This window comes from Paracoccus stylophorae, assembly GCF_028553765.1.
In the GTDB taxonomy this organism is placed as follows: domain Bacteria; phylum Pseudomonadota; class Alphaproteobacteria; order Rhodobacterales; family Rhodobacteraceae; genus Paracoccus; species Paracoccus stylophorae.
On sequence record NZ_CP067134.1, the window covers coordinates 3329352 to 3349044 of the forward strand.

Genomic DNA, 19693 nt, shown 5'->3' on the forward strand with positions numbered 1-19693 from the left:
GGCATGATCGGATGCCGTCCGCGCCTGCGGCGCGGACGATTGCGATACGTTCATGGGGGCGCTGCCCCCGTCGCCTGCGGCGACTCCCCCGAGGTATTTGGAAAAGAGGGCGAGGCGGATGTGCGGCCTTAGCCGAAATCGGGGAAGAAACGGTCCGAGGGGGTGAAGATCTCGACCCCGTCCGCGGTCACGCCGATGGAATGTTCGAACTGCGCCGACAGCGACTTGTCGCGCGTCACCGCCGTCCAGTCATCGGCCAGAACCTTGGTTTCGGGCCGGCCCAGATTGATCATCGGCTCGATGGTGAAGAACATCCCCTCATCCAGGACCGGGCCTTTGCCGGGGCGGCCGAAATGCAGCACGTTGGGCGGGGCGTGAAACACCCGGCCCAGCCCGTGGCCGCAGAAATCGCGGACGACCGACATGCGGTGCGATTCGGCGTATTGCTGGATCGCCGCGCCGATATCGCCGAAAGTGGCGCCGGGGCGGACGGCCTCGATCCCCTTCATCAGCGCATCGTGGGTGACCTGAATCAGCCGCTGCGCCTTGATCGACGCCTTGCCGGCGACATACATCCGGCTGGTGTCGCCATACCAGCCATCGACGATCACGGTGACGTCGATGTTCAGGATGTCGCCGTTCTGCAGCACCTTGTCGCCCGGGATGCCGTGGCAGACGACATGGTTCACGCTGATGCAGCTGGCGTGCTGATAGCCGCGATAGCCGATGGTGGCCGAGGTCGCGCCCGCCTCTTCGATGCGGTTGCGGATGAAGTCGTCCAGCATGCCGGTGGTCGCGCCGGGCTGGACCAGCGGCCCGACCTCGTCCAGAATCCGTGCGGCCAGCGCACCTGCCTTGTGCATGCCGGCGAAATCCTCGCGGGCATGGATGCGGATGCCTTCGCGGGTGATGCGGCTGTCGTCGTCCATCGCTGATCCTTTCATCTCGCCCCATAGATAGGCCGGTCGCGCCACTTGTTCCAGTGCCGCGGCTGTGCATAGAAGATGCGATTGACGGCGAAAGGGCGCGGGCGATGCACACGGACAATCCGACGGCGGCGATTCTGGTGATCGGCGACGAGATCCTGTCGGGCCGCACGCGCGACAGCAACGCCCATCATCTGGCGCAGGTGCTGTCCGCAACCGGGTTCGATCTGCGCGAGATCAGGGTGGTGGCCGACGATCAGGAACAGATCGTCGCGGCGGTCCGGGCGCTGGACGACAGTCTGGGCGGGGCGTGGAACCTGCTGTTCACCAGCGGCGGGATCGGCCCGACCCATGACGACATCACCGCCGACGCGGTGGCCGCAGCCCATGACACCACGGCGCAGATCCATCCGCAGGCGCGCGCGGCCTTGCAGGCGCGCTGCGACCGGATGGGGACCGAGCTGACCCCGAACCGGCTGCGGATGGCGCGGGTGCCCGTGGGCGCCACGCTGATCGAGAACCCGGTCTCGGCGGCCCCCGGATTCTCGATCGGGAACACGCATGTGATGGCCGGCGTGCCCGAGGTGTTTCGCGGCATGGTCGATTGGCTGATCCCGCGCCTGGCCGCAGGCCGGCCGGTGCGGTCGCAAACGGTCGAGGTGCGCCGCGGCGAAAGCGACGTGGCCGGGGATCTGCGCGCGGTCGCCGCCCTGTTTCCCGATCTGTCGCTTGGGTCCTATCCCTATCACGACGAACGTGGCTGGGGCACGAACCTGGTCGTGCGCGGGCTGGACGAGGCACGCATCGAACAGGCGATGGACCAGTTGAAACGGCGGCTGGAGCTGTGATGGACCCGGCGATTGCGGCGGCGTTCGACGCGACCTGGCCCGCGGCCGGGCATGCCGAAGCCGGCGGTTTCCGGGTCGCGCGCGCAGAGGGCGCCGGACGCCGGGTCGGTTCGGCCCGCGCGATCGGGCCGTGGACGCCGGACGACATCGACGCGGCCACGGCTCTGCATGCGGCATGGGGTCAGATCCCGGCCTTTCGTGTCGATGACGACGATGACGCGCTGATCGCGGCGCTGTCGGCGCGCGGGTTCCGCCGCCAGACCCCGACCGCGATCATGCAGATCGCGGCGGGCGAGTTGACCGAACGCGCCGTGCCGCAGATGACGGTCTTTGCCGTCTGGCCGCCTTTGGCGATCCAGCGCGACATCTGGGCGGCGGGCCAGATCGGGCCGGCGCGTCAGGCGGTGATGCAGCGGGCCGCCGCGCCCAAGACCGCCTTGCTGGGACGGACCGGCGACCGGGCGGCGGGCACCGGGTTCGCGGCGATCCATGCCGGCGTCGCGATGGTGCACGCGGTCGAGATCCTGCCCGACTGGCGCCGCAGGGGGCTGGCGGCGTGGATGATGCGCGGGGCGGCGCGGTGGGCGCGGGAAAACGGCGCCGAGCGGCTGGCGCTGGCGGTGACGCGGGCGAACGCACCGGCGCTGGCGCTGTATCGCGATCTGGGGTTCACCGAGGCTGGCGGATACGCCTATTACGTCAAACCCTGAACGCCCGCCCGCGCCGGGGCGTCACAGATCGGTTCGCAATTCCCACAGATCGGGAAACAGCACCACGTCCAGCATGCGGCGAAGATAGTTCACGCCCGACGTGCCGCCCGACCCGCGCTTGAAGCCGATGATGCGTTCGACCGTGGTGACGTGGTTGAAGCGCCAGCGACGGAAATAATCCTCGAAATCGACCAGCTTCTCGGCCAGTTCGTAAAGTTCCCAATACCGGTGCGGGTCGCGATAGACCTGCGCCCAGGCCGCCCGCGCCTGCGGATCGGGCTGATGCGGCTGATCCAGTTTCCGGCGCGCGGGCACGTCGAATCCGGCGGCGCGCAGCCTGCCCACCACCTCGTCGTAAAGCGAGGGGCGTTCGGCCTCGGCCAGCAGCGGCGCGACCAGTTCCGGGCGGTGTTCGTGCGGCCGGATCATCGCCATGTTGCGGTTGCCGGCCACGAATTCGATCATCCGGTATTGATGCGACTGAAACCCGCTGCTTTCGCCAAGCGTCTCGCGGAATTCGGTGTATTCGCTTGGCGTCATGGTGCGCAGAACGTCCCACGCGGAATTCAGCTGTTCCATGATCCGGGCCACGCGGGTCAGCATCTTGAAGGCCGGTTTCAGATCGCCCGCCGCGATGCGCACGCGCGCGGCGGCCATTTCGTGCAGGGCCAGTTTCATCCACAATTCGCTGGTCTGATGCTGGATGATGAACAGCATCTCGTCATGGGCCTGCGATTTCGGATGCTGGGCGGTCAGGATCGGGTCCAGACACAGATAGTCGCCATAGGACATCCGCCCCTGAAACGACATGCGGGCGCCTTCCTGGGCGGGATCATAGCTCATGGCTTCAACCTGAATCGCTGGATCTTGCCGGTCTGGGTCTTGGGCAGCGTGTCGCAAAAGATGACGCTGCGCGGGTATTTGAACGGCGCGATCGTGTCCTTGACGTGGCGTTGCAGGCGTTCGACCGTCGCCTGATCGGCCGCAACGCCCTGGGCCAGCACGACATGGGCCTGCACGATCTGCCCGCGCTGCGAATCGGGCACGCCGATCACCGCGCATTCCAGCACGTCGTCATGGGCCAGCAGCGCGGCTTCGACATCGGGTCCGGCGATGTTGTAGCCCGAGGACAGGATGATGTCGTCCGACCGCGCGGCAAAATGGAACCGACCGTCCTCGTCCTGCCAGAACGTGTCGCCGGTCAGGTTCCAGCCGTTCTGGACGTAATCCCCCTGCCGCGCGTCATCCAGGTAACGGCAGCCGGTCGGCCCGATCACCGCCAGCCGGCCCAACTCTCCGCGCGGCAGTTCCTGGCCGTCCTCATCCACGATCCGGGCGCGATAGCCGCCGACCGGGCGTCCGGTGCAGCCCGGATGGCTGTCGTCAAGACGGTTGGTGATGAAGATGTGCAGCATCTCGGTCGAGCCGATGCCGTCCAGCAGCGGCTTGCCGGTCTTGTCGCGCCATTCCTCCCACACGGGGGCGGGCAGGGTTTCGCCGGCGCTGACGGCGACGCGCAGGCTGGACAGATCCGCGCCCTGTTCCATCGCCCGCAGCATCACGCGATAGGCGGTGGGCGCGGTAAAGCAGATCGTCGCGCGGTGCTTTTGAATGATCTCGATCATGTTGGGCGGCGAGGCGTTCTCCAGCAGCACCGCCGAGGCGCCGAAGCGCAGCGGAAACACCGCCAGCCCGCCAAGCCCGAAGGTGAAGGCCAGGGGCGGGCTGCCGACGAACACGTCGTCGGGCGTCACGCCCAGGACCTCCTTGGCATAGCCGTCGGCGATGATCAGCAGATCGCGGTGGAAATGCATCGTCGCTTTCGGCTCGCCGGTGCTGCCGCTGGTGAAGCCCAGCAGCGCCACATCGTCGCGGCCGGTGCGCACGGCGTCGAACTGCACGGGCTTGGTCAGGGCGGCGCGATCAAGTTCGGCGTCGTGATTGGCGGTGCCGTCGAAGCCTACCACCGTGTCCAGATAGTCCGAGACGTTGGCCGCGGCCACCAGATCGCCCATCAGCCGGGTGTCGCACAGCGCATGGGTGATCTGCGCCTTGTCGATCACCTTGCCCAATTCGCCCGCCCGCAGCATCGGCATCGTGTTGACCACGACCGCGCCCACCTTGGTCGCCGCCAGCCAGCAGGCGACCATGGCGGGATTGTTGGCGGACCGGATCAGGATGCGGTTGCCGGGTTTCACGCCGTAATCGTCGACCAGCGCATGGGCCAGGCGGTTGGTCCAGTCGGCCAGTTCCTTGTAGGTGCGCGCGCGCCCGTTGCCGACCAGCGCGTTGCGGTCGCCGAATCCGCGCTCGACCATCCGGTCGGTCAGTTCGGCGCCGACATTCAGCCAGTCGGGATAGTCGAACCGCGACTGCTCGATCTCGGGCCACGCTTCGGGCGCGGGCAGATGGTCGCGGGCGAAACTGTCGGTATGTCCGCTTGGTCCCAGTTTGTGCATTGACCTCTCCTGTTCGCCGTTCTTGTCGTTCTTTCCTTCAGTCCGGCACGATCGCGGTGGCCTCGATCTCGACCTTGGCGCGGTCCTCGACCAGATCGGCGACCTGCACCAGCGCGATGGCGGGGAAATTCTTGCCCAGCACGTCGCGATAGGCGGCCCCGATCTCGCGAAGCGAGGCCAGATATTCGCGCTTGTCGGTCACATACCAGGTCAGCCGCACCAGATGTTCCGGCCCGGCCCCGCCTTCGGCCAGAACCGCCACGACGTTTTCCAGCGCCTGGCGGACCTGACCGGCCAGATCGTCGGTCTGGAACTGCTGATCGGCGTCCCAGCCCACCAGCCCTCCGGTCAGGACCATCCGGCCGCGCGCCGAAATGCCGTTCGAATATCCGACGGCGCGTTTCCAATGCGGGGGGTGCAGTTTCTCATGCATGATGTGTCTCCAGAATGGGGCGGATATGGTCGGGCCAGGGCGCGGGCACAAAGCCGCGATCCATCCAGACCACGGTGCTGCGCGCCTCAAGCCGGTCTTCGGCGCAAATTAGGAACCGGGCGCTGCTGCGGCCGACATGTTCGACCGTCAGCCGCCAGTCCAGCCGGTCGCCCAGACGCGCGGGCTTGCGGAAATCGATCTCGAGCCGCGCGGTGGGCATGCCGTAACCCTCGTCCATCATGCGCCCGAAGGAATAGCCCACGCGGTCGATGAAAAAGTTTTCCACCATGTGGTTCACCATCTCGGCATAGCGCGGATAAAAGACGATGCCGGCCGGGTCGCAATGGCAGAACTCGATCGCGATGGTGCGGTCATAGCTCATTCGTTGGCGTCCGGCGGCAGGAACTCGACATCGTGGCGGGCCGAGACGCGCACGACCTCGTCCACATCGGTCATGTCGTGCAGCGTCTCGAACAGGGCGCGCAGCCTACCCGCGGGCGCGACCCAGAACAGCGCCTTGGCGGGCCTGTCTGACTTGTTGAAATAGCCGTGCGGCACCCCGCGCGGCATCCGCACAAGATCGCCCGCCCGCGCGACCGACCAGACGCCGTCCAGCTTGACGTGCAACTCGCCCTCTTGCATCAGGATGTATTCGTCCTGCGTGGCGTGGATGTGGACGGGCACGAACTGGCCCGGCTCGCTGTTCGTCTCGAACGCGAAGGCATCGTCGCTGTCGGCCTTGGGAAAATACCGCTGGCCCAGGATGTTCCATTCGACATCGTCCAGCCCTTCACCCTCGCGCGTGATCCCGCCGGCAAGTTCGGTCATCCTTGTCCTCCGTGAAAATCGGCCAGCGCGGCGCGCGCGACGACCAGTTTCTGCACATCGCTGGCACCCTCGTAGATGCGCAGCGCCCTGATCTCTCGGTAAAGGCTTTCGACCGGGGTGCCGACCCGGACGCCGTCGCCGCCGAACAGCTGCACGGCGCGGTCGATCACGTCGTGCGCCGCCTCGGTCGCATACAGCTTGGCCATCGCCGCCTCGCGCGTGATCCGCGCCGCGCCCCGGTCCTTGGTCCAGGCGGCGCGATAGACCAGCAGCGCGGCCGCATCGACCTTCAGCGCCATGTCGGCCAGGTGACCCTGGACCATCTGCAGATCTGACATCGGCGCGCCGAAAAGCTGCCGATCCGTCACCCGACCCATCGCCTCGTCCAGCGCGCGGCGGGCAAACCCCAACGCGGCCGCGCCCACGGTCGGACGGAAATGGTCCAGCACGGTCATGGCGATGCGAAAACCGCCGCCGGCCTCTCCGATCAGCGCATCCGCCGGCAGCCGCACCCCGTCCAGCCGCAGATGGGCCAGCGGGTGCGGGGCCATCACCTCGATCCGGCTGACGATACCCAGCCCGGCGACATCGGCGGGCATCAGAAAGGCCGACAGGCCCCTGGCCCCCGCAGCCTCGCCGGTGCGCGCGAAGATCACATACAGATCCGCGATCCCGCCATTCGAGATATAGGTCTTTTCGCCGTCCAGAACCCACTCGTCCCCGTCGCGCCGCGCCGTCGTCGCGGTGCGGGCGACGTCCGATCCCGATCCCGGCTCGGTCAGGGCAAAGGCCGAGATCGCGCGGCCCGCCCGCGTCCGGTCCAGCCATTCGCGCTGCGCCGGGGTGCCGAACAGGCTGACCGCCCCCATGCCCAGACCCTGCATGGCAAAGGCGAAATCGGCCAGACCGTCGTGACGCGCCAGCGTTTCGCGGATCAGGCACAGGCTGCGGATGTCCAGCACCTCGCCGCCCGAATGGCGCAACCAGCCCGCCGCGCCCAGATCGCGCACCAGTCCGCGACAGGCCGCGTCCACGTCGCCGTGATCGACCGGCAGGGACGCGCCGGCCCACTCGTCCAGCGCGGCGGCCAGATCGCGGTGGCGATCCTCGAAAAACGGCCAGTCCAGAAAGCTTCGATCCATCTTCGGTGTCCAAATATCCCGGGGGTCCGGGGGCAGCGCCCCCGGCGTCTCAGTTGCCTTCGAAAACCGGCGTCTCTTTGGCCGCGAAGGCGCGATAGGCGCGTTCGAAATCGCGGGTCTGCATGCAGATCGCCTGCGCCTGCGCCTCGGACTCGATGGCCTGATCCAACCCCATGTTCCATTCCTGATTCAGCTGCGTCTTGGTGATCCCGTGCGCCCATGTCGGCCCGGCCGCGATCTTTCGCGCCAGATCCATCGCCGCGGCCTCGACATCCTCGTGCAGGCCGTTCCAGAATCCCCATCGTTCGCCCTCATCCGCGCGCAGCACGCGGCCGGTATACAGCAGTTCCGCCGCGCGGCCCTGTCCCACGATCCGGGGCAGCATCGCGCAGGCGCCCATGTCGCAGCCGGCCAGACCGACGCGGGTGAACAAAAACGCCGTCTTGGCCGTGGGCGTCGCCAGCCGCAGATCGCTGGCCATCGCCATGATCGCGCCGGCGCCGACGCAGATCCCTTCGACCGAGGCGACGATCGGCCGGCCGCAATGGATCATCGCCTTGACCAACTCGCCGGTCATGCGGGTAAAGGCCAGCAATTCGGGCATCTCCATCCCGACCAGCGGGCCGATGATCTCGTGCACGTCGCCGCCCGAGCAGAAATTCCCGCCATTGCTGGCCAGCACGACCACGTCCACGTCATCGGCATGGGCAAGGTCGCGGAACGCGCGCCCCAGCTCGGCATAGCTGTCGAAGGTCAGCGGGTTCTTGCGCTCGGGGCGGTTCAGCCGGATCGTCGCGATCCGGTCCCGGACCTGCCACTGGAAATGTTTGGGCGTCAGCCCGGCCATGCTGATCGGTTTCATGCCTGTCTCCCCGCGCGCATGACGATGTCGCGCATCGTTTCAAGATCGGTTTCGCTGAGATTGGCGAAGATCGCGTCCACCTCGGCCTCGTGCCCTTCGGCCATCGCCTCGAACGCGGTCAGCCCCACCGGCGTCAGCCGCACGCGAATGCGGCGGCGGTCGCCATCCTCGGATTCGCGCTGGACCAGACCGTCGCGTTCCAGCCGGTCCACGACCGCCGTCGCATTGCCGTTCGACACCAGCAGCATCCGCGACAATTCGGACATGGTGACGCCCTCGCGCCGCCGCCACAGCGCGGCCATGACGTCGAAACGCGGCAGGGTGGTGCCGTGTTCGCGGCGCAGATAGTCGCGCAGCCGGTTTTCCGCCCCGCGGGTCACGCCCAGCAGGCGGATCCAGGTCTTCAGCCGGCGCTTGGACAGATCGCTCATGCGCTTTCGCCCCCGTCCAGCATGATCGCCTGCCCGTTGACCGACGCCGCCCCGGCCGAGGCCAGCCACAGCGCCGCCGCCGTCACCTCGGCCGGGTCGATCAGCCGCCCCTGCGGATTTTTCGCCGTCAGCGAGGCGATGGCGCCGGCCTCGTCGCGCCCGGTCTTGTCCATGATGTTGGCGACGCTGCGCCGGGTCATGTCGGTGTCCAGAAAGCCCGGACAGATCGCGTTGACGGTGATTTCCTTCTTCGCCACCTCCAGCGCCAGCGACCGCACCAGACCCATCACCCCGTGCTTGCTGGCGGCATAGGGCGCGGCATAGGCGGCGCCGCGCAGCCCCGCGATCGAGGCGACGGCGATCATGCGCCCGCCCGCCTCCATCTGCGCCAAGGCGTGCTGAAAGGTCAGGAACGTGCCGGTCAGGTTGGTCGTGATCATCCGTTGCCAGTGATCCATCGTCACCTTGCCGAAGGGCGCGGCGTCGGCCACGCCGGCATTGGCGATCACGATCTGGAACGGACCGGCATCGGCGAAGATCCGGGCGACGCTGTCAGGGTCGCCGACATCGCCGGTGACCGCGCGGATGCCGCCGCCGGCGATGCGATCCAGCGTTTCGGGCGTGCGTCCGGCAATGACCACCTGATGACCCGCATCGGCAAAGGCGCGGGCCATGCTGGCGCCGGCCCCGCTGCCGCCGCCGGTGATCAGGACGCGGTTCATGCCCGGATCTCTTCGGCCTGTCGCTCGGCCAGACGCATCGCCTGATCGCGGCCGGCCTGATAGGGCAGCGGCCATTCGGTATCCCGGTCGCCCAGGGCGACGGCGGCGTGCAGCGTCCAATAGGGATCGGCCAGATGCGGGCGGGCCAGGCAGACCAGATCGGCGCGGCCGGCCATCAGGATCGAATTGACGTGGTCGGGTTCATAGATGTTGCCGACGGCCATCGTCGCCATCCCGGCCTCGTTGCGGATGCGGTCCGAGAACGGGGTCTGGAACATGCGGCCATAGATCGGCCGCGCATCCGCCGATGTCTGACCCGCCGACACGTCAATGATATCGGCCCCTGCGGCGTGGAAGGCGCGCGCGATCCGGACGGCCTCTTCCGGCGTCACGCCGCCGTCGCCCACCCAGTCATTGGCGCTGATTCGGACCGACATCGGTTTTTCTTCGGGCCACGCAGCGCGCATCGCGGAAAACACCTCAAGCGGCCAGCGCATCCGGTTTTCCAGCGAGCCGCCGAATTCGTCCTGCCGCCGGTTCGACACGGGCGAGATGAAGCTGCTGATCAGATAGCCATGCGCGGCGTGCAACTCGATCATGTCAAAGCCCGCCCGCTCGGCCATGCGGGTCGAGGCGACGAACTGATCCCTGACCTCATCCATCTGCGCGCGGGTCATTTCGGCGGGAACGGCATTATCCGCCGACCACGGCTCGGCCGAGGCCGAGATCAGCGGCCAGTTGCCGTCTTCCAGCGGCTGGTCCATCCCCTCCCACCCGATCCGGGTCGAGCCCTTGCGCCCCGAATGGCCGATCTGGCAGCAGATCTTCGCGTCGGTTTCCTGATGCACGAAGTCGACAAGCTCGCGCCACGCATCCTCGTGTTCGGGCGCATACAGCCCCGGACAGCCCGGCGTGATCCGCCCCTGCGCCGACACGCAGGTCATCTCGGTATAGACCAGACCGGCACCGCCCTTGGCGCGTTCGCCGTAATGGACCAGGTGCCAGTTCGTGGGCTTGCCATCGACGGCCTTGTATTGCGCCATGGGCGAGACGACGATGCGGTTCTTCAGCGTCATGTCGCGCAGGCGGAACGGCGCGAACATGGGCGCGCGTCCGGGCTTTCCGCCCGCCTGTTCCTGAAACCAGTCCTCGGCCCAGCGGACCCAGTCCGGGTCGCGCAGGCGCAGGTTTTCGTGGCTGATGCGCTGGCTGCGGGTCAGCAGCGAATAGGTGAACTGAACCGGGTGCAGGTCGAAGTAACGCTCGACCTCCTCGAACCATTCCAGGCTGTTGCGGGCCGCCGATTGCAGGCGCAGCACCTCGATCCGGCGTTCTTCCTGATACCGTTCGAACGCACGTTCCATCGTCGGTTCGCTGTGCAGGTAGTCGGCCAGCGCGATGGCGCTGTCAAAGGCCAGCCGGGTGCCCGACCCGATGGAAAAATGCCCGGTTGCCGCCGCATCGCCCATCAGCAGGACATTCTCGTGATACCAGCGGTCGCAGATCACGCGCGGAAAATTCATCCACACGGCCGATCCGCGCAGATGCGCGGCGTTCGACATCAGCTCGTGCCCGTCCAGATGCGCCTCGAACGCCTTGCGGCAGGTCTCGACGATCTGTTCCTTGGTCATGTCCTCGAAGCCGAAATTGTCCCAGGTGCGCTGGCTGCATTCGACGATGAAGGTCGCGGTGTCGTCGTCGAACTGATAGACATGCGCCCACAGCCAGCCATGTTCGGTCCGCTCGAAGATGAAGGTGAAGGCGTCGTTGAATTTCTGATGCGTGCCCAGCCATATGAACTTGCACAGGCGCATGTCGATGTCGGGCTTGAACACATCCTCGTATTCGGTGCGGATGCGGCTGTTCAGACCGTCGGCGGCGACGACCAGATCGTAATCCTTTCGATAGTCCTCGGCGCTGCCGAACTCGGTCTCGAACCGCATCTCGACGCCCAGTTCGCGGGCGCGTTCCTGCAACAGGACCAGCATCTGCTTGCGTCCGATCCCGGCAAAGCCGTGCCCGCCCGAGACGTCGCGCCGCCCTTCGCGGATTACCGCGATGTCGTCCCAATAGATGAAATGGTCGCGGATCGCCTGCGTCGATTTCGGGTCGTTGCGCTGCATCCGTTCCAGCGCGTCGTCGGACAGGACCACGCCCCAGCCGAACGTGTCGTTGGCGCGGTTGCGTTCCAGCAGCGTCACCTGATGGTCGGGGTCGCGCAGCTTCATCGAGATGGCGAAATACAGGCCCGCAGGGCCGCCGCCGAGACAGAGAATTTTCATGCAGTTCCACCTCCTGTCAGGCGGAAGGCTGGCACGGGATCGGCGTTATTTCAAGTTTAAAATGTTGTGCCGGATCGTTGCCGCGATCATCGCCGGCACCTCGGGCGCAAGGCCGATCGGGTCCAGCCGCGGCCCGCTGAACCCCGCCTCGTCCAGCGCCTGCGGAAGATCCTTCAGCACATGTTCGGCCCGCAGCGCGAACAGCGGCAGGTGAACGGCGCGGGTCAGGTTGCGGGCGGCCGCGGCGATGAAGGGCGGCTGTTCGACAAAGCCGGTGACGGCGCGGGCAAAGCGGGGCGCGACCTGCCGGGCCAGCGCCGATGTCATCTCGAAACTGGCCTGCGAGCGGCCAGAGCCATGCGCGCTGAGCAGCAGGGTCGTGTCGGCCGCCGTCCAGCCCTGTGCGGCGGCGGCACGCTGCGCGGTGGTCGCGACCAGCCCGGCCAGACCCGAATCCGAGCCGAAGGGCGGCAGGATCCGCGCCCCGCCCGCGCCCGCCCGGGCCAGTTCGCGCGGCAGCAGATGGCCGGTGAACCAGCCCTCGGCCATGAACATCGGATAGATCAGGCTGTCATCGTCGCAGGCGGCGGCCAGCGCGCCCGGCATCGCCATCGTCGCCCCGCGAATCTCGCATCCCGGATCTTCGGCCGCGACGCGCAGGGCCAGATCGCGAATCGCCTGTTCCTGCGGTTCGGGATCGCCGGGCTGGCCATGCGAGACGATGACGGCGACAGGCACGGCCATCAGTCGCGGAAATGCATGGCAAAGGCGTCGGGAATGTCGAATTCCTCCAGCGCGCGGCGCCGTCCTTGGGGCGACATCTTGGCGGCGGTGCGTTCGATGATGCGGGGCATCTTGTCGTCGGGCTGCTCGGCGGCGAAATCGCCCAGGTACCAGCGGATGAAGGTAAAGCAGATCACATCCTCCAGCGCCTGAACCTCGGGGTCGCGTTTCAGCCCCTGCTTGGTCAGCATACGGCGGGCGCGGTCGAGATCCTCGGCGTCGTATCCGGCCTGCTGCATGATCCCCGCGACCCGGTCGGCGTGGCGCCGGCCCTGTTCCTGACGCCAGCGCAGATAGCCCGCCCGATCCATCGGAAACGCGTCGCGCGGCAGCGTCCAGCGTTCGATATGCTGACCCCGGCAGGCGATGCGCAGCGCGTCCGAGGCGTCGGGGAACAGGCGCTGCTGTTCGGCGGTCATCCGCTGGCCATACAGCAGCGCGGCGGGCGTGCCGTCTTCCAGATTGGGATCCTGGGCGTTCGCCGCGTCGATGGCGGCAAAGACGTGGTCAAGCCGGGTGGTCATGCGCGTCCCTTTCATTTTGTCGCAGTTTCACCCGCTGGCGGGCGGCGCTGCAAGCCGCTATGTCACCGGGATGGGTGGTTGGACCGAATACGGGCTGGCATGGGTCTGCTTTCTGGCTGCGCATATCGTGCCGGCCACACCGGCGATTCGCGGCCGGCTGGTGTCGGCCCTTGGGCGGCGCGGATATCTGGCGGGGTTCAGCCTGCTGTCGCTGGCGTTGCTGATCTGGCTGGTGCGGGCGTCGGGCAGCGCCCCCTATATCAGGTTATGGGACGCGGGCGGGTTCGGGCGTTGGATGGTCAATCTGGCGATGCCGCTGGCGATCCTGTGCGGGGCGCTGGCGGTCGGGCTGTCGGGTCTGATGGCCGGATTCGCGATCTGGGCCGGCGCGCATTTGGTCGCGAATGGCGATCTGGCCCATGCGATCCTGTTCGGCGGGATGCTGATCTTTGCGCTGGCCGGGCTGGCCCGATCCGGCGTGCCGAGATCGTTTCGCCCGACGCCGCTGCGGCTGTTGCTGGCGGTGGCGCTGTGGATCGCGCTGATCGCGCTGCACCCGCTGATCGTCGGCGTCTCGCCCCTGCCCCTCTGACCCGATGGCGTGGTTCACCGCAGACGGAACCCCTGCGGAATCCGGTCGCGATCCTGCAGAATCAGATCGGCCATCACCTGCGCGATCTTCGGCGCCATTCCGAACCCGATCTTGAAGCCGCCATTGGCCACGAAATGTCCGCGCCGCCCCGGCCATGCGCCCAGCAGGGGCGCGCGCGACCGGGCGCGCGGACGCAGGCCGGCCCATCGGTCGATCACCGGCGCATCGGCCAGCGCGGGACAGACCGCGCGGGCCTGCGCGATCAGATCGTCCAGCATCGCGTCGGGATCGACATGGTCGAACGCGTTTTCCGAGGTCGAGCCGATTGCCGTCGTCCCGTTCGCGTGCGGCACGATATGCAGCCCCTGCGCAAAGATTTGCGGCGCGTCAGGGGCCGCAAACCGCAGCAGCGCCGACTGACCCTTGATGCCGGTGCCCATCGGCCGGCCCAGATCGCGCTCCAGCATCGCCAGTCCCGGCGCGCCGGTCGTCCACAGCACCGGCCCGTCCCGCTGCCAGTCCTCGATCCGCCGCCCCTCGACGATCTCGCCGCCGGCGGCACGGATTGCGGCCGCTGCCGCCGACAGCGCCGCGCGCGGGTCGATCCGCGCGCTCAGCAGATCCTGCGCCCACAGCCCGGTCGGGCTGTCGGGCACCAATGGCGATGCGGGGCTGGCGGTCAGTCGCATCGGCATCGTCGGGGGCCATTGCCGGGCGGCGGCGGCGATGCGGTCCTCCATCAGCGCCGCCATGCGCGCATCGGGGACCGGTTGCAGCCGCCCGGTGCGGCCAAAGCCGCTGGAGAGGCCCGAGGCGGTTTCGATCCCCGCCCAGAAGGGCGCGGCAAGGATCAGGCTGTCCAGCTGGAACGCCTTCTTCTCGTTCCAGTTCTCGGGCGCGTGCGGGGCCAGTGCGCCGACCGTGCCGCCGGATGCGCCGGCCCCGATCCGTTCGGCCTCGAACACCCGGACATGGTGGCCGCGACGCGCGATTTCCCATCCGCAGGACAGGCCCAGGATGCCGGCGCCGATGATGGTGATGCTTGTCAAACCGGCCATCCTTCGCCTAGCTGCCTGCATGAGCGATCTAGCCGAACAGACGGGCTGCGGCCAGCCGCAGCTGGAATGGCGCCCTGACGGGGTGCCGGTCTCGACCCGGTTCGACGATCCGTATTTCAGCCTGGCCGGCGGGCTGGCCGAGGCGCGGCACGTGTTCCTGGCCGGCAACGATCTGCCGGCGCGGCTGCGGCCGGGCTTTCGCGTGGCGGAGCTGGGCTTCGGCACCGGGCTGAATGCGCTGGCGCTGGCGGCGGTGGCGCAGGTGCCGGTCGCGATGACCAGCTTCGAGGCCTATCCGATGGCCCTGGATGAACTGGCCCGCGCCCATGCGGCATTTCCCGAGCTGACCGATCTTGCCGCGCAGCTGCGCGCGGGATGGGGCCGGCTGCGCATGCAGGTGGGTCATGTCGATCTGCGGCTGGTGTGGGGCGATGTCCGCCAGACCCTGCCCGGCTGGCAGGGCCGGGCGGATGCGTGGTTTCTAGACGGCTTCGCCCCGGCCCGAAATCCCGAAATGTGGTCCGCGCCGCTGATGCGCCAGATCGCGTGCCACAGCGCCGCCCACGCCAGTTTCGCGACCTATACCGCCGCCGGTGACGTGCGGCGCGCGTTGCAGGCGGCAGGCTTTGCAGTCGAACGCCGGCCGGGCTTCGGACGCAAGCGGCACATGACGGCGGGGCGTCTGCGCGCCGACGCGACGGGGCCGGCGACGGCCGATCCGCGATGAGGGTCCGGTGGCGTCCGCCGGTCGCCGGGCTTGAACAGGACGTGCGGCATGTGCGACAGACGGCCGGAACGGACGATGCTGCGGGATCGGCCGCACCTTTGGCGTGCCGGCGGCGCACGGGCGGTGACGCAGCCTGCGGGCCGGTATCACAGATCGGCCCGGCAACGGGTCGGGCCGGGCGGAACGGACGACCCCGCGCGACACAGTTTCCTGTCCTGCACCCCGATCCTGCGGTGAAGGCCGGGATCGACATGGCAAGGAAGACGCGATGAGTGGTAATCGGATCGTGGTGATCCTGGGCTCGATCCGCGATGGGCGGATGAACGACCGCGTCGCCTCGTGGGTGGCGGCGCAGCTGGCCGCGCACGGCTTCGCGCCCGAGATTCTGGACCCCGCCGATCCCGAATTGCTGCCCGTCCAGATCGGCGATCCGCAGGCCATCGACCGGCTGCGCCAGCGGATGGAGGGGGCGGACGGCTTCGTGATCGTCACGCCCGAATACAACCATGCCGAACCCGGCCATCTGAAGACGCTGATCGATTCGGTAACGGCCGAGTGGTGGGCGCGCCCCGTCGGGCTGATCGGCTATGGCGGCATCTCGGGCGGGCTGCGCGCGATCGAGGCGCTGCGCGTCATCCTGGCCGAACTGCACACCGTCACCATCCGCGACACGCTCAGCTTCGCCTCGCCCTGGCGGCGCTTTGACGAGGACGGACGGATCACCGATCCCGACGATGCCGCCGCCGCCGAAGGCGCGATGGCGGTCTTCGCGCACCGTCTGCGCTGGTGGACCGAGGCGCTGGCCGATGCGCGCCGCGCGCGGCCCTATGACCGCGAGGACGAGTGAGATGGACCCGCTGCTGAGGGACTGGCGGTCGTGGGGTCTGATGTTCGCAGCGATGCTGACGATCATGTCGAACGCCACCATCACCCCCTCGCTGCCGGGGCTTGAGGCGTCGTTCGCGGACAATCCGCTGGCGCCCCTGCTGACGCGGCTGCTGATCACCGCGCCCTCGCTGCTGGTCGCCATCGTGGCGCCCTTCGCCGGTATCCTGACCGACAGGCTGGGCCGGCGCCGGCCGCTGCTGGCGGGGCTGATCGTCTATGCGGTGGCCGGCACGGCGGGGCTGTATCTGACCTCGCTGGAGGCGATTCTGGCCAGTCGCCTGCTGTTGGGGCTGGGCGTGGCCGCCATCATGACCGCGCAGGCGGCCCTGGTCGGGGATTACTTCGCCGGGCCGGCGCGCGGGCGGCTGATGGGATACCAGATGGCGGCGACGAATATCGGCGGGCTGGTCTTTGTCACCGCCGCCGGTGCGCTGGCCGCAACCGATCCGCGCCTGCCCTTTGCGATCTATGGGCTGGCGGCGCTGCTGTTTCCGCTGCTGGCCGCGATCCTGCCAGAACCGGTTCGTTTCGCGCCCGATCCCGCCCAGGGCACGCCGGCCGACGATGCCGAACCTGGCTGGCGGCTGACGGTGACGATCATGACGGTGGCGGCCGGTCTGACATTTGTCATCTTCTACGCGGTGCCGACGCAGGTGCCCTATCACCTGCGCAACGAGGGTCTGGCCGATCCGCGCGCGGCGGGCGTGGTGATGGGCGCCATGATGTTCTCGGCGGCGCTGACCTCGGTCATCTCGGGGTGGACGCGGCCGTGGCTGGGGCGGATCGGAACGCCGGTCACCGGCTATCTGCTGCTGGCGGCGGGATTCGGCGGGCTGGCCATCGGCCATTCCCTGGGGCTGGCCATGGCATCGACGGCGCTGATCGGGGCGGGGCTGGGCTTCTGCATGCCCACGTTCGTGACCACGGCGCTGAACGTGACCCCGGCCCGCCGGCGCGGGCTGGTGACCGGACTGATCACGGCGGCGATCTTTCTGGGCCAGTTCCTGTCGCCGCTGGCGTCGCAGCCACTGGCCACGCATCTGGGCTATGCCGGCGCGTTTCGCATCGGTGCCCTGGCCTTCGTGGCGCTGGCCGTCGTGCTGACGGTTGCCCTGCGCCGCCGCCCACCCCATGTCACAAGGCCGCTGCGCCAGCACTAGCGGTCACGGAAGGAACAGGAAGATGGCCGGAATCATCCAGATCGACAATCTGTCCAAGGAATATGCCGGCGGCACCAGGGCGCTGAGCAACGTGTCGATGGAAATCGAGGAGGGCGAGATCATCGCGCTTCTGGGTCCCAACGGGGCCGGCAAGACGACGCTGATCTCGATCATCTGCGGGCTGGTGGTGCCCACCGGCGGCACCGTCCGCGTGGGCGGGCACGACATCCGCACCGACTGGCGCGCCGCGCGCAGGCTGATCGGCCTGGTGCCGCAGGAAATCGCGCTGGAGCCGTTCGAGAAGGTGATCAACAGCGTCCGTTTCACCCGCGGCCTTTACGGCGGGCGCCCCGACGACGCCTATCTTGAAAAGGTGCTGCGCAGCCTGACCCTGTGGGACAAGCGCAACGCGATGACGCGCGAATTGTCGGGCGGCATGAAACGCCGCGTGCTGATCGCAAAGGCGCTGTCGCACCGGCCCAAGGTGCTGTTTCTGGACGAACCGACCGCCGGCGTCGATGTCGCGCTGCGGCGCGAGATGTGGCAGGTGGTCGAGGGGCTGCGCAAGGACGGCGTGACCATCATCCTGACCACGCATTATCTGGAAGAGGCCGAGGAAATGGCCGACCGCATCGGCGTCATCAACAAGGGACAGCTTCTGCTGGTCAAGCCCAAGGACGAGCTGATGGGCGAATTCGGCAAGAAGACCCTGACCATCGAGATGGACGAACCGCTGGACGCCGTGCCCGCCGAACTGGCCGGGCGCGGCCTGATCCTGTCGCAGGACGGCCGCCGCATCCGTTACGACTACGATTCCCGGGCCGAGCGGACGGGGATCGCGCGGCTTCTGGGCGATCTGGCGCGTCAGGGGCTGACCGTGCGCGACGTCTCGACCCGGCAATCCAGCCTGGAAGAGGTGTTCATCTCGCTTGTGGAAGATGACAGGTCCGAGGACGCGGCATGAACATGGCAATCAACTGGTCCGGTGTCTGGGCGATCTTTCATCACGAGATGATGCGCTTCTTCCGCACGATCATGCAGTCGCTGCTGTCGCCGGTGGTGTCCACGACGCTGTATTTCGTCGTGTTCGGCGCGGCCATCGGCGGGCGCATCCAGTCGGTCGAGGGCGTGCCCTATGGCGCCTTCATCGTGCCGGGGCTGATGATGCTGACGATCCTTCAACAATCGGTCAGCAACGCCAGCTTCGGCATCTATTTCCCCAAGTTCAGCGGCACGATCTATGAATATCTGGTCTCGCCCGTCGGCTGGATCGAGGTGACGGCGGGTTTCGTCGGGGCCGCCGCCGCCAAGGCCATGCTGATCGCGCTGGTGATCCTGGCGACCAGCTTTTTCTTCGTGGGCGTGCATATCCTGCACCCGTTCTGGATGCTGGCCTTTCTGTTCCTGACCGCGCTTGGCTTCAGCCTTCTGGGATTTATCATCGGGCTGTGGGCCAAAAGTTTCGAGCAGCTGCAACTGGTTCCGATGATGGTCATCACGCCGCTGGTTTTCCTGGGCGGCGCGTTCTATTCGTCCAGCATGCTGCCCCCCTTCTGGGAGGGCGTGGCGAAGCTGAACCCGGTTCTCTACCTGATCTCGGGGTTCCGGTGGTCGTTCTTCGGGCTGGCCGATGTGCCGGTCGGCGTCTCGCTGTTCGCCGTCGCGCTGATGGTCGTGGTCTGTTTCGGCATCATCCGCTGGATCTTCGCGACCGGCTGGCGGCTGCGCGAATAGGTCAGTTCCCGCGCTTGCGGCCGGGTTTCAGGCTGTCGCAGATCCGCGTCTGCGGGTCCAGCCTGACATATTCGCGCGCGCTGAGGACCTGCATGTTCAGCGACCGGTTCCAGCCGCCGAACCATTTTTCGCGGATCGCACCGCGATAGTAATTGCCCATGATCTGATCGACGAAGGGCGGGATGATCGTGGTGTTGGGGATGCGCGGGGCGTGAAAGCCGATCCGCGCCTTCGGCCCCAGACAGGCATTGGGCAGGGTGATCAGCATCGTGCAGGCCGACCGGCAATAGCCGCGGATGCGCACGGTCTTGCCGGACCGGGCCAGTTGTTCGCGCCGCTGCGTCATCTGCAGGACATTGCCGCCGCTGTCATTGGTGACGTCGAGGAAACGTCCCTTGACCGTCGTCTTCGCCTGCGCCATCGGCGCCGCAGCCAGCAGCAGCGTGGCCAGAACAACCGGCAACCATGTGCCGCGTCGCAACATCTTCATCGTCATCCTGCCCACACCCGAACGTCATTGGCGATGCTGCCCGCAATATCGGCCGTGGGCCGGCGCTGCGAAAGCCGCCTTGCGCCGCTGTCAC

Annotated in this window: 23 protein-coding genes; 8 read left to right on the plus strand and 15 right to left on the minus strand. The window is 67.6% G+C overall.

Going from position 1 to position 19693, the window contains the following annotated elements:
- Window positions 1–128: 128 nt before the first annotated feature.
- Entirely contained in the window at window positions 129–929 is an 801-nt protein-coding gene (gene map, locus JHW45_RS16535; protein ID WP_272858676.1) for a type I methionyl aminopeptidase, read from the minus strand.
- A gap of 104 nt (window positions 930–1033) precedes the next feature.
- Between map and JHW45_RS16540 the strand changes: the two genes are divergently transcribed.
- Both JHW45_RS16540 and JHW45_RS16545 read left to right on the plus strand, forming a co-directional pair.
- Window positions 1034–1774, plus strand: coding sequence for a competence/damage-inducible protein A (locus JHW45_RS16540; protein WP_272858677.1), 741 nt, complete (start codon window positions 1034–1036; stop codon window positions 1772–1774).
- On the plus strand, window positions 1774–2484 hold the full coding sequence (locus JHW45_RS16545; protein ID WP_272858678.1) for a GNAT family N-acetyltransferase: 711 nt from the start codon (window positions 1774–1776) through the stop codon (window positions 2482–2484). The genes JHW45_RS16540 and JHW45_RS16545 overlap by 1 nt, the downstream gene beginning before the upstream one ends.
- A gap of 21 nt (window positions 2485–2505) precedes the next feature.
- Here JHW45_RS16545 and kynA read toward each other — a convergent pair whose 3' ends face one another.
- From kynA to JHW45_RS16605, 12 genes are read right to left on the minus strand one after another with little or no spacing between them, the layout of a single operon-like run.
- Window positions 2506–3327 (minus strand): tryptophan 2,3-dioxygenase, encoded by an 822-nt coding sequence (kynA, locus tag JHW45_RS16550; protein ID WP_272858679.1) that lies wholly within the window; start codon window positions 3325–3327, stop codon window positions 2506–2508.
- On the minus strand, window positions 3324–4943 hold the full coding sequence (locus JHW45_RS16555; RefSeq protein ID WP_272858680.1) for an AMP-binding protein: 1620 nt from the start codon (window positions 4941–4943) through the stop codon (window positions 3324–3326). Before JHW45_RS16555 ends, kynA begins: the two co-directional genes overlap by 4 nt.
- Before the next feature lie 37 nt (window positions 4944–4980).
- The gene (locus JHW45_RS16560) at window positions 4981–5376 is read right to left on the minus strand and encodes a RidA family protein (RefSeq protein ID WP_272858681.1); all 396 of its coding nucleotides are present in this window, start codon (window positions 5374–5376) and stop codon (window positions 4981–4983) included.
- Complete coding sequence (locus JHW45_RS16565; RefSeq protein ID WP_272858682.1) at window positions 5369–5758, minus strand: acyl-CoA thioesterase; 390 nt, start codon at window positions 5756–5758, stop codon at window positions 5369–5371. The genes JHW45_RS16560 and JHW45_RS16565 overlap by 8 nt, the downstream gene beginning before the upstream one ends.
- The gene (locus tag JHW45_RS16570) at window positions 5755–6204 is read right to left on the minus strand and encodes a cupin domain-containing protein (RefSeq protein WP_272858683.1); all 450 of its coding nucleotides are present in this window, start codon (window positions 6202–6204) and stop codon (window positions 5755–5757) included. The genes JHW45_RS16565 and JHW45_RS16570 overlap by 4 nt, the downstream gene beginning before the upstream one ends.
- The gene (locus JHW45_RS16575; protein WP_272858684.1) at window positions 6201–7346 is read right to left on the minus strand and encodes an acyl-CoA dehydrogenase family protein; all 1146 of its coding nucleotides are present in this window, start codon (window positions 7344–7346) and stop codon (window positions 6201–6203) included. Before JHW45_RS16575 ends, JHW45_RS16570 begins: the two co-directional genes overlap by 4 nt.
- Before the next feature lie 49 nt (window positions 7347–7395).
- Window positions 7396–8208 carry an enoyl-CoA hydratase family protein gene (locus JHW45_RS16580; protein WP_272858685.1) on the minus strand — a complete coding sequence of 271 codons (813 nt, stop codon included), beginning with the start codon at window positions 8206–8208 and terminating at the stop codon, window positions 7396–7398.
- Entirely contained in the window at window positions 8205–8639 is a 435-nt protein-coding gene (locus JHW45_RS16585) for a MarR family winged helix-turn-helix transcriptional regulator (protein WP_272858686.1), read from the minus strand. The genes JHW45_RS16580 and JHW45_RS16585 overlap by 4 nt, the downstream gene beginning before the upstream one ends.
- Window positions 8636–9361, minus strand: a complete 726-nt coding sequence (locus tag JHW45_RS16590) for an SDR family NAD(P)-dependent oxidoreductase (protein WP_272858687.1) — start codon at window positions 9359–9361, stop codon at window positions 8636–8638. Before JHW45_RS16590 ends, JHW45_RS16585 begins: the two co-directional genes overlap by 4 nt.
- Window positions 9358–11643, minus strand: a complete 2286-nt coding sequence (locus JHW45_RS16595; RefSeq protein WP_272858688.1) for a bifunctional salicylyl-CoA 5-hydroxylase/oxidoreductase — start codon at window positions 11641–11643, stop codon at window positions 9358–9360. The genes JHW45_RS16590 and JHW45_RS16595 overlap by 4 nt, the downstream gene beginning before the upstream one ends.
- 45 nt (window positions 11644–11688) lie before the next feature.
- On the minus strand, window positions 11689–12387 hold the full coding sequence (locus JHW45_RS16600; protein WP_272858689.1) for a CbiX/SirB N-terminal domain-containing protein: 699 nt from the start codon (window positions 12385–12387) through the stop codon (window positions 11689–11691).
- Entirely contained in the window at window positions 12387–12950 is a 564-nt protein-coding gene (locus JHW45_RS16605) for a DUF4202 domain-containing protein (RefSeq protein WP_272858690.1), read from the minus strand. Before JHW45_RS16605 ends, JHW45_RS16600 begins: the two co-directional genes overlap by 1 nt.
- Here JHW45_RS16605 and JHW45_RS16610 point away from each other — a divergent pair.
- A complete protein-coding gene (locus JHW45_RS16610) occupies window positions 12949–13542 on the plus strand; it encodes an NnrU family protein (protein WP_272858691.1) in 594 nt (197 codons plus the stop codon). The two genes, JHW45_RS16605 and JHW45_RS16610, sit on opposite strands and share 2 nt — an antisense overlap.
- Before the next feature lie 14 nt (window positions 13543–13556).
- Here JHW45_RS16610 and JHW45_RS16615 read toward each other — a convergent pair whose 3' ends face one another.
- On the minus strand, window positions 13557–14591 hold the full coding sequence (locus tag JHW45_RS16615) for an NAD(P)/FAD-dependent oxidoreductase (protein WP_419181814.1): 1035 nt from the start codon (window positions 14589–14591) through the stop codon (window positions 13557–13559).
- Window positions 14592–14619: 28 nt separating this feature from the next.
- Here JHW45_RS16615 and mnmC2 point away from each other — a divergent pair, with 28 nt between their 5' ends.
- The 5 genes from mnmC2 (at window position 14620) to JHW45_RS16640 (ending at window position 19109) form a co-directional block, all read left to right on the plus strand.
- Window positions 14620–15327: a tRNA (5-methylaminomethyl-2-thiouridine)(34)-methyltransferase MnmC2 gene (mnmC2, locus tag JHW45_RS16620; RefSeq protein WP_272858693.1), complete on the plus strand. Its 708-nt coding sequence runs from the start codon at window positions 14620–14622 to the stop codon at window positions 15325–15327.
- Window positions 15328–15595: 268 nt separating this feature from the next.
- Entirely contained in the window at window positions 15596–16174 is a 579-nt protein-coding gene (locus JHW45_RS16625) for an NADPH-dependent FMN reductase (RefSeq protein ID WP_272858694.1), read from the plus strand.
- A gap of 1 nt (window position 16175) precedes the next feature.
- Window positions 16176–17375 carry an MFS transporter gene (locus JHW45_RS16630; protein WP_272858695.1) on the plus strand — a complete coding sequence of 400 codons (1200 nt, stop codon included), beginning with the start codon at window positions 16176–16178 and terminating at the stop codon, window positions 17373–17375.
- Between the two features lie 22 nt (window positions 17376–17397).
- On the plus strand, window positions 17398–18339 hold the full coding sequence (locus tag JHW45_RS16635) for an ABC transporter ATP-binding protein (protein WP_272858696.1): 942 nt from the start codon (window positions 17398–17400) through the stop codon (window positions 18337–18339).
- Window positions 18336–19109: an ABC transporter permease gene (locus JHW45_RS16640; protein ID WP_272858697.1), complete on the plus strand. Its 774-nt coding sequence runs from the start codon at window positions 18336–18338 to the stop codon at window positions 19107–19109. Before JHW45_RS16635 ends, JHW45_RS16640 begins: the two co-directional genes overlap by 4 nt.
- Window position 19110: 1 nt before the next feature.
- On the opposite strand, the gene JHW45_RS16645 is transcribed toward JHW45_RS16640, so the two are convergent.
- On the minus strand, window positions 19111–19599 hold the full coding sequence (locus JHW45_RS16645; RefSeq protein WP_272858698.1) for a hypothetical protein: 489 nt from the start codon (window positions 19597–19599) through the stop codon (window positions 19111–19113).
- Window positions 19600–19693 lie beyond the last annotated feature (94 nt).

What these genes read in the sequence shown, in the direction of transcription:
- JHW45_RS16635 (WP_272858696.1), top strand. Translation starts at nt 17,398, where the DNA reads ATGGCCGGAATCATCCAGATCGACAATCTGTCCAAGGAATATGCCGGC.
- JHW45_RS16605 (WP_272858690.1), bottom strand. Translation starts at nt 12,950, where the DNA reads ATGACCACCCGGCTTGACCACGTCTTTGCCGCCATCGACGCGGCGAAC.
- JHW45_RS16645 (WP_272858698.1), bottom strand. Translation starts at nt 19,599, where the DNA reads ATGAAGATGTTGCGACGCGGCACATGGTTGCCGGTTGTTCTGGCCACG.
- JHW45_RS16595 (WP_272858688.1), bottom strand. Translation starts at nt 11,643, where the DNA reads ATGAAAATTCTCTGTCTCGGCGGCGGCCCTGCGGGCCTGTATTTCGCC.
- JHW45_RS16555 (WP_272858680.1), bottom strand. Translation starts at nt 4,943, where the DNA reads ATGCACAAACTGGGACCAAGCGGACATACCGACAGTTTCGCCCGCGAC.
- JHW45_RS16570 (WP_272858683.1), bottom strand. Translation starts at nt 6,204, where the DNA reads ATGACCGAACTTGCCGGCGGGATCACGCGCGAGGGTGAAGGGCTGGAC.
- JHW45_RS16610 (WP_272858691.1), top strand. Translation starts at nt 12,949, where the DNA reads ATGCGCGTCCCTTTCATTTTGTCGCAGTTTCACCCGCTGGCGGGCGGC.
- JHW45_RS16540 (WP_272858677.1), top strand. Translation starts at nt 1,034, where the DNA reads ATGCACACGGACAATCCGACGGCGGCGATTCTGGTGATCGGCGACGAG.
- JHW45_RS16580 (WP_272858685.1), bottom strand. Translation starts at nt 8,208, where the DNA reads ATGAAACCGATCAGCATGGCCGGGCTGACGCCCAAACATTTCCAGTGG.
- JHW45_RS16575 (WP_272858684.1), bottom strand. Translation starts at nt 7,346, where the DNA reads ATGGATCGAAGCTTTCTGGACTGGCCGTTTTTCGAGGATCGCCACCGC.
- JHW45_RS16585 (WP_272858686.1), bottom strand. Translation starts at nt 8,639, where the DNA reads ATGAGCGATCTGTCCAAGCGCCGGCTGAAGACCTGGATCCGCCTGCTG.
- JHW45_RS16590 (WP_272858687.1), bottom strand. Translation starts at nt 9,361, where the DNA reads ATGAACCGCGTCCTGATCACCGGCGGCGGCAGCGGGGCCGGCGCCAGC.
- map (WP_272858676.1), bottom strand. Translation starts at nt 929, where the DNA reads ATGGACGACGACAGCCGCATCACCCGCGAAGGCATCCGCATCCATGCC.
- JHW45_RS16545 (WP_272858678.1), top strand. Translation starts at nt 1,774, where the DNA reads ATGGACCCGGCGATTGCGGCGGCGTTCGACGCGACCTGGCCCGCGGCC.
- JHW45_RS16630 (WP_272858695.1), top strand. Translation starts at nt 16,176, where the DNA reads ATGGACCCGCTGCTGAGGGACTGGCGGTCGTGGGGTCTGATGTTCGCA.
- JHW45_RS16565 (WP_272858682.1), bottom strand. Translation starts at nt 5,758, where the DNA reads ATGAGCTATGACCGCACCATCGCGATCGAGTTCTGCCATTGCGACCCG.
- JHW45_RS16625 (WP_272858694.1), top strand. Translation starts at nt 15,596, where the DNA reads ATGAGTGGTAATCGGATCGTGGTGATCCTGGGCTCGATCCGCGATGGG.
- JHW45_RS16600 (WP_272858689.1), bottom strand. Translation starts at nt 12,387, where the DNA reads ATGGCCGTGCCTGTCGCCGTCATCGTCTCGCATGGCCAGCCCGGCGAT.
- mnmC2 (WP_272858693.1), top strand. Translation starts at nt 14,620, where the DNA reads ATGAGCGATCTAGCCGAACAGACGGGCTGCGGCCAGCCGCAGCTGGAA.
- JHW45_RS16560 (WP_272858681.1), bottom strand. Translation starts at nt 5,376, where the DNA reads ATGCATGAGAAACTGCACCCCCCGCATTGGAAACGCGCCGTCGGATAT.
- kynA (WP_272858679.1), bottom strand. Translation starts at nt 3,327, where the DNA reads ATGAGCTATGATCCCGCCCAGGAAGGCGCCCGCATGTCGTTTCAGGGG.
- JHW45_RS16640 (WP_272858697.1), top strand. Translation starts at nt 18,336, where the DNA reads ATGAACATGGCAATCAACTGGTCCGGTGTCTGGGCGATCTTTCATCAC.